Origin of the sequence: Kitasatospora sp. NPDC097691 (genome assembly GCF_040302665.1) — a bacterium.
In the GTDB taxonomy this organism is placed as follows: domain Bacteria; phylum Actinomycetota; class Actinomycetes; order Streptomycetales; family Streptomycetaceae; genus Kitasatospora.
This window is the reverse complement of record NZ_JBEORY010000037.1, coordinates 66559-73508: the sequence shown is the minus strand read 5'-3', so window position 1 is coordinate 73508 and position 6950 is coordinate 66559. Positions and strand designations below refer to the sequence as shown.

Sequence of the window (6950 nt, the reverse complement as noted above, 5' to 3'; positions counted from 1 at the left end):
GACTTCGGCTCGGACGCGCTGGCGGCCCTGCTCGCGAACACGGCGGCCGCGGGCTGCCCGTCCGGTCCGTACGCCTGCGGGGCGCGCCCGGTGGGGAACCGGCGCCGGACGTCACCCGCGTACCACTGCTCGCGGTGCGAGGCCGGACGGCCCGGCCGGCTCCCACCCCCGTGGGGAACCGGCCGGACGATCCGTGGGACTCCGGAGCGCTCTCCCCGGGGTCAGTGGCCGGCGGCCGGCCGCTCCGCGCTCCGGGTGACGGCCGGGAGTGCGGCGCCCGCGAGGGCGAACACGCCCGCCAGCACCGCCCAGCCGACCGCTCCGTGGTCCACCACCGTCAGGCTGACCACCACCGGCCCGAGCACGTGCGCAGCCGCCTGGCCGCTCATGAAGACGCCCTGGTACTCACCATGGGACCGCGGATCGGCCAGGTCCAGGCTCAGCGTCCAGCCGCCGGCCGAGGTGAGCAGCTCGCCGAGGCTGTGGACCAGCGCGCCGAGCAGGATCGCCGCCGTGGCGACCGCCGCCGGGCCGAGCTGGGCCGCCGCGTAGAGCAGGCAGCCACCCGCCAGCAGCAGCGCACCCCGCAGACAGGCCCGCGCCGCCGTCGGGACGTCCACCACTCCCCGGCTCGCCCGCACCTGGAACACCACCACCAGCAGGCAGTTGACCACGTTGACGGCGGCCACCACGGCCGCGGGCGCGTCCGTCGCGAGGACGGTCCAGAGCGGTATCCCCACGGTGAGCACCGCGAGCTGCAGCTCCAGGACGGCGTGCAGCGCGGCCACGAGCAGGTAGCGGCGGTCGCGCAGGGCGGCGCTCCGGGTCTTCACCGGGGCGTCGGAGCCGGCGTCCCGACCGTCCGCCGTGTCGCCGACCGGCAGCCCGACCAGGAGCACCGCGGCACCGACGAAGCTGGCCGCGTCCAGGACCATCATGGTCACGTACCCGGCGTAGCTGTCCGCCTGCAGGGCCAGGGCCGCACCGCCCGAGCCGACCACCAGACCGGCGTTCATCACCGACCGCAGCAGCGCCCGCGAGTGGACCTGCCGCTCCGCCGGGAGCACCCGGGCGATCAGCGCGCTGCGCACCGCCGCAGCGCCGCGCTCCAGCAGCGTCGCCACGCAGGCGAGCGCGACGAAGACCGCGAAGTCGTGCACGAAGGCGTACCCGAGGACCGCGAGGGCCTCCAGCGGGCCGACCACGAGCAGCAGCCGCTTGCTGCCGACCCGGTCGGCGAGCCGCCCCGCCGGCACCCCGGCCAACACCCCGCAGACACCGGCAGCGGTGAGCCCGAGCGCGATCCGACCCGGGGTCAGGCCGACGGAGCGGGTCAGGAACAGCACGCTGACCGTCACGAACAGCCCGTTGCCGATGTTGGTCACCAGGCCCATCAGCGCGAGTCGGCGCACCAGCGGGTCATGGCGGAGGAGGCGTCCGGAACCGGTCGGACGCACGGCGGTCGTAGTCATGGCAGAAGGAGACCGGGGTTCCCGGAGCCGCGGAACTCTTTTACCGTTGCGGTCAATGTTCGAGTTCCGTTTGGGCGTCGACGACCTCGCCGCCACCTGGTTCGGCTACTCCGCCCTGCAGGAGGCGGTGTTGAGCATGCGCGCCCGCCTCTGGCCGGGCCGGTACCCGGAGCAGCAGCCGTGGATCGCCGGCCGGCAGGGCCACTACGAGACGCTGGACACCGCGCTGTTGGAGTCGATGATCGCGCCGGTCGGCTTCGTGCCCGACTTCCTCACGCCGCGCCCGCTCGGCCCCCGCCCGGACTTCGCGACGGAGCTGGAGCGGCTGGCCGCCACTCCGGCGGAGGTGGTGCGGGCCGACGTGCTGGAGGCGTACCGGGGCGGCGGGAACGCCAGCCCGCTGCCGCCGGTGCTGACCGCGCTGATCGACGACCCGGCGGCGCTGGCCGCCCGGCTGGCCGAGGCGCTGGACGCGTACTGGACGCGCTGCCTCGCCCCCGCCTGGTGGCCGCGCGCCCGGTCGGTGCTGGAGGCGGACATCGCCTACCGGGGGCGGATGCTCTCGGAGCGCGGGGCGGAGGGGCTGTTCGCGGACCTCGACGCCAGGCTGACCTGGCACGCCGGGGTGCTGCGGCTCGTCGACCCGCACCCGGCGGTGAAGGCGGTGGGCACCACGGTGGACGTCGCCGGGCGGGGGCTGGTGCTGATCCCCACGCTGTTCGGGCTCGGCGCGCAGACCGACGTCACCCAGGCGGGGCCGCCGCTGGTCTGCTACCCGGCGCGCGGCAAGGCGACGATGGCGGAGGGGCTGGGTGCGCAGCGGCCGTCGGCGCCGGCGAGCGCGGCGCTGGTGGGGCTCATCGGGGCGCCGCGGGCGCGGCTGCTGGTGATGCTGGCGACCCCGGCCAGCACGACGGAGCTGGCACAGCGGCTCGGGGTCACCCCGGGCGCGGTCAGCCGCCACCTCGGCGCGCTCGCCTCGGCGGGCCTGCTGGACCGCACCCGGCACGGCCACCGCGTCCTGTACCGGCGCAGCCGACTGGGCAACGCGCTGGTGGCGGGCGGGGACGGGTGACAGGGTTCGGCGAACAGATTTCAGCTGACAACTTTCGTCAGCTGTCAGCTGTCAGCTGTCAGCTGTCGGCTGTCGGCTGTCGGCTGTCAGCCGTCCTGCGTCGGCTCTCGCGTGAACGTTGCCGGCCGTCGGCCGCTCCGCCGCCCCCGTCAGGCCGAGCGCCCGATCGTCGCCAGGTAGGCGCGCCAGCCGCCGTGATGGGTGATCTCGCGGTGCACCCCGCGCTCGACCTCTCCCCGGGCGAGCAGCATGGAGAAGCAGGCGGAGCCGTCCGCCAACTCGATCACGCCCAGCTCCAGCTCGCGCGGCTCGCCGGGCAGGATGACGTCCCGCAGCCGCTCCAGGCTGACGTCGTACAGCTCGCCCTCGATGGCGGTGTCGACGTCCGGGTCGGGCAGCAGCCCCGGGCAGACGTCCGTGCCGCCACTGTGGTCGATGGAGAAGAAGCGGTAGCCGGGTGCGGTCCGGACGGGCCCGATCAGCGCGTCGGCGACCTTGGCGTGGAACGGGCCGCCGACCATCGCCTGGCCGTTGAAGAAGATGCGCGGCATGGGTGAACTCCTCGTGAGGAAAAGGCCGTTCCGTACGGCGACGAGAGGACAGGTGGATTCGTCGCCGTACGGAACGGAGTAACGGACCGCCGGAGTGCTACAGCCTGGCAGGCGTCGGCGGTGGCACCGGCGGATTAGATTGGGCTCAGCCCAGCAGGGGCAGCGCGGGGAGGGTCAGGAAGTCCGCGAACTCCTCGGCCAGGGCGACCTGTTCGAAGAGCTTGGCGGCTTCCCGCCAGCGGCCGGCGCTGTAGGCGTCCTCGCCCAGCTCGGCGAGGAGTTCGGCCAGCTCCGTGGCGACCAGCGCGCGGACCAGCTCGGCGGTGGCCTTCTCGCCGGTGTCGGACAGCACCACCCCGTTGTGGATCCACTGCCAGATCTGCGAGCGGGAGATCTCGGCGGTGGCGGCGTCCTCCATCATGTTGAAGATGCCGACCGCTCCCAGCCCGCGCAGCCAGGCCTCGATGTAGCGGATGCCGACCTGGACGGCGTTGTGCAGCCCCGCGTGGGTGCAGGTGCCGCCGGCGCCGGCGATGTCGAGCAGCTGGGCGGCGGTGACCGGCTCGGACGGGCCGGGGTGGTCCTTCTGGTTGGGCCGCTCACCGAGCACCGCGTCGAAGGAGGCGCGGGCGACCGACACCAGGTCCGGGTGGGCGACCCAGGAGCCGTCGAAGCCGGTGCCGGCCTCGCGATCCTTGTCGGCCTTGACCTTCTCCAACGCGGCCGCGTTGACCTCCGGGTCCTTGCGGCTGGGGATGAACGCGGCCATGCCGCCGATCGCGTGGGCGCCGCGCTTGTGGCAGGTCTGCACGAGCAGGCGGGTGTAGGCGGCCATGAACGGCGAGGCCATGGTGACGCTGTTGCGGTCCGGCAGGATGTAGTGCTCGCCGGCGTCGCGGAAGTTCTTGACGATCGAGAACAGGTAGTCCCAGCGCCCGGCGTTGAGGCCGGCCGCGTGGTCGCGCAGCTCGTAGAGGATCTCGTCCATCTCGAAGGCGGCGGTGATGGTCTCGATCAGGACGGTGGCGCGGATGGTGCCGCGCGGGATACCGAGTTCGGCCTGGGCGTGGGTGAACACGTCGTTCCAGAGCCGGGCCTCCAGGTGGCTCTCGGTCTTCGGCAGGTAGAAGTACGGCCCGGAGTTGGGGTCGTCGGCACCCTTGGCGAGCAGCCGGGCGGCGTTGTGGAAGAAGTACAGGCCGAAGTCGAGGAAGGCGCCGGCGACCGGGGTGCCGTCGACCAGCAGGTGGTTCTCGTCCAGGTGCCAGCCGCGCGGGCGGACCACGACGGTGGCGAGTTCCGCGGCGGGCCTGAGGGTGTAGGCCTTGCCGGCCGGGGTGGTGAAGTCGATCCGGCCCTCGTAGGCGTCGATCAGGTTGACCTGGCCGCTGACCACGTTCTCCCAGGTCGGGGAGGTGGCGTCCTCGAAGTCGGCGAGCCAGACCCTGGCCCCGGAGTTGAGGGCGTTGATGACCATCTTGCGGTCGGTCGGACCGGTGATCTCGACCCGGCGGTCCTGGAGTGCGCGCGGCGCCTCGGCCACCTTCCAGTCCGCAGCCCGGATCTCGGCGGTCTCGGGGAGGAAGTCCAGCGTGCCGGCCGCCGCGATCTCGGCGCGTCGGGCCTTCCGCCTGGCCAGGAGTTCCTGTCGGCGGCCCTCGAAGGCGCGATGGAGGCCGACGACGAAGGCCACGGCCTCCGGAGTGAGCACCTCCTCCGCCCGGTGGACACGCGGACCGGCGACAGTGACGACCGGAGCGGCGGGAGAGGAGGCGGTTGGGGGTACCCCCGGCCGGAGGCTGGGGGAGGACCCCTGATCTGCAGCCATGAGCAGGACACTCCTAAGACGGTTGAGCCTGGCGAAGGGAGCTCCGGTGGGAACTTCCTCGGGTACTTCCTCGATCGATTCCCGCCTGTCGGCGAGTTCGATTCTGTAAGGTGGAGACTAGTTTCCGCGATACAGAATTTCAACGGTTTGTTGAAGAGGTCGCCGGGACTCTACTCCTCCCCGACAGCGAAGGGAACGCCGGTGGTTGCGACCCCCGACACAGCATCGACGACGGGCGCCGACCGCGCGAGCGGCGGCGTGCAGTCCGTCGAACGCGCCTTCCAACTCCTGGAGGCACTGGCCGACTCGGGCGGCGTGGCCACACTCAGCGAGCTCTCCACCAGTTCCGGCCTCCCGATGCCGACCATCCACCGACTGGTTCGTACCCTCGTGCAGCAGGGCTATGTCCGCCAGGACACCGCGCGCCGCTACACCCTCGGCCCCCGGCTGATCCGCCTCGGCGAGACCGCCGGACGCCTGCTCGGCAGCTGGGCCCGCCCCTACCTGGCCGAACTCATGGAGGCCACCGGCGAGACCGCGAACCTGGCGGTGCTGGAGGGCGGCGAGGTGGTGTACGTCGGACAGGTGCAGTCGCGGCGCTCGATGCGGATGTTCACCGAGGTCGGGCGGCGGGTGCAGCCGCACTGCACCGGCGTCGGGAAGGCACTGCTCGCCCAGCTCCCCGACGAGGAGGCACGCGCCGTGCTCGGCCCCAACCCGCTGCCGGCGCACACCGAGTACACGGTCACCGACCCGCAGGAGCTGATGCGCCAGCTCGCCGAGGCGCGCGAGCGCGGCTACGTGGTCGACGACCAGGAGCAGGAGATCGGCGTCCGCTGCATCGCGCTCGCCGTCCCGGGCGCACCGACGCCCACCGCCCTCTCGGTCTCCGGCCCGGAGGCCCGCATCCGGGCGCTGGAGGAGCAGGCCGGGGCCGCCTCGCTGGTCCCGGTGATGCACCAGATCGCCACCCGGCTGGGGCAGGTCCTCGCCCCCTGAGCCTCCGTCAACCCGCTTGGGCGACGGGCTGGGCAGGGTCACCTAGGCGCGGGGGAAGGGTCGCCTCGGAGCCGTGGGCGGAGCGGGGCAGGACGACCGCCGGCCAAGGCGGGGCGATCGCCCGGTCAGGGAGGACGACGGCCCGGCGTCCTCCGTTCGAGCGCACGGCGGGCGGGGCGGGTCGGGTCGCAACCCGGTCCCGGAGGCGGCTCGGCCACCCTGGTGCCGACGCGGCCCGCGACGGCGCGGGCCGCCGGAGCACGAGAGCAGGGTGACCGGGATGAAAGACCGGGATGTACGGGGCGGCGCGGAACCACGGGGCGGCGCGGGAGTCAGGGGGTTCGGCGGGGTCGGACTGGTGGCGGCCGTGGCGGCGAGCTGCGCGGTGACGGTGCTGGCCACCGGCCCGTCCTGGGCACTGCGGCGGCCCGAGCCCCGCCCGGCGGTGGACGTCGTCGCACTGGGCGTGCCGGTCACACCGGTCGCGCCGGCCGCACCTGCCGCACCGGGCGGGTCCGCCGGTACCGCAGTGTCCACCCTGCCCGCCCTGGTCGCCCAGCCGTCCCACTCCGACCTGGAGGTCGTCCGGCTCGACCCGGAGCCGGCGGCGCCCGGCGGCACCACCACCGTGCACGCCTTCGTCGCCAACCGGGGACCGGACACCACCGCATCCTCGTTCACGGTCGTGGTCACCCTGCCGGAGGGCGTGACGCCGGAGGGCCCGTACTTCCCCGAGGACTGTGAGGTCTTCCAGAACGGCCACCGGGTGCGCTGCGTCTTCGGACCGGGACTGAGGGAGGGGCGCAGCGCCACCGCGCTCATTCCGGTCCGGCTGTCCCCCGACCTGCCGCCCGGAGAGCTGGCAGGCTGGGTCGCGGTGCGCAGCGCGGACGACCAGGACGAGGGCAACAACCGGCAGCCGTTCGACATCAGGGTCATCGAGTCGACCGACGGCTCCTGAACCACGTCGACCCACCGGTCACCGGCCGCCGGCGAGCGGCTGCCGGCTTCCGGTGACCGGTGGG

Annotated in this window: 6 protein-coding genes; 3 read left to right on the top strand and 3 right to left on the bottom strand. The window is 73.5% G+C overall.

Translation table 11 applies throughout. From position 1 onward, the window contains the following. Nucleotides 1–221: 221 nt before the first annotated feature. Nucleotides 222–1472, bottom strand: coding sequence for an MFS transporter (locus ABTY56_RS24425; protein ID WP_350631184.1), 1251 nt, complete (start codon nucleotides 1470–1472; stop codon nucleotides 222–224). A gap of 55 nt (nucleotides 1473–1527) precedes the next feature. On the opposite strand from ABTY56_RS24425, the gene ABTY56_RS24420 reads away from it, so the two are divergent. Then, on the top strand, nucleotides 1528–2547 hold the full coding sequence (locus tag ABTY56_RS24420; protein ID WP_350631183.1) for an ArsR/SmtB family transcription factor: 1020 nt from the start codon (nucleotides 1528–1530) through the stop codon (nucleotides 2545–2547). A 149-nt stretch (nucleotides 2548–2696) separates the two neighbouring features. On the opposite strand, the gene ABTY56_RS24415 is transcribed toward ABTY56_RS24420, so the two are convergent. After that, nucleotides 2697–3098: an allophanate hydrolase-related protein gene (locus tag ABTY56_RS24415; protein WP_350631182.1), complete on the bottom strand. Its 402-nt coding sequence runs from the start codon at nucleotides 3096–3098 to the stop codon at nucleotides 2697–2699. A 145-nt stretch (nucleotides 3099–3243) separates the two neighbouring features. Beyond that, the gene (gene aceB, locus ABTY56_RS24410) at nucleotides 3244–4926 is read right to left on the bottom strand and encodes a malate synthase A (RefSeq protein ID WP_350631181.1); all 1683 of its coding nucleotides are present in this window, start codon (nucleotides 4924–4926) and stop codon (nucleotides 3244–3246) included. A gap of 201 nt (nucleotides 4927–5127) precedes the next feature. Here aceB and ABTY56_RS24405 point away from each other — a divergent pair, with 201 nt between their 5' ends. Both ABTY56_RS24405 and ABTY56_RS24400 read left to right on the top strand, forming a co-directional pair. Beyond that, nucleotides 5128–5925 (top strand): IclR family transcriptional regulator, encoded by a 798-nt coding sequence (locus ABTY56_RS24405; RefSeq protein ID WP_350631180.1) that lies wholly within the window; start codon nucleotides 5128–5130, stop codon nucleotides 5923–5925. A gap of 358 nt (nucleotides 5926–6283) precedes the next feature. Continuing rightward, nucleotides 6284–6886 carry a COG1361 family protein gene (locus tag ABTY56_RS24400; RefSeq protein WP_350631178.1) on the top strand — a complete coding sequence of 201 codons (603 nt, stop codon included), beginning with the start codon at nucleotides 6284–6286 and terminating at the stop codon, nucleotides 6884–6886. The last annotated feature ends 64 nt before the right edge of the window (nucleotides 6887–6950 follow it).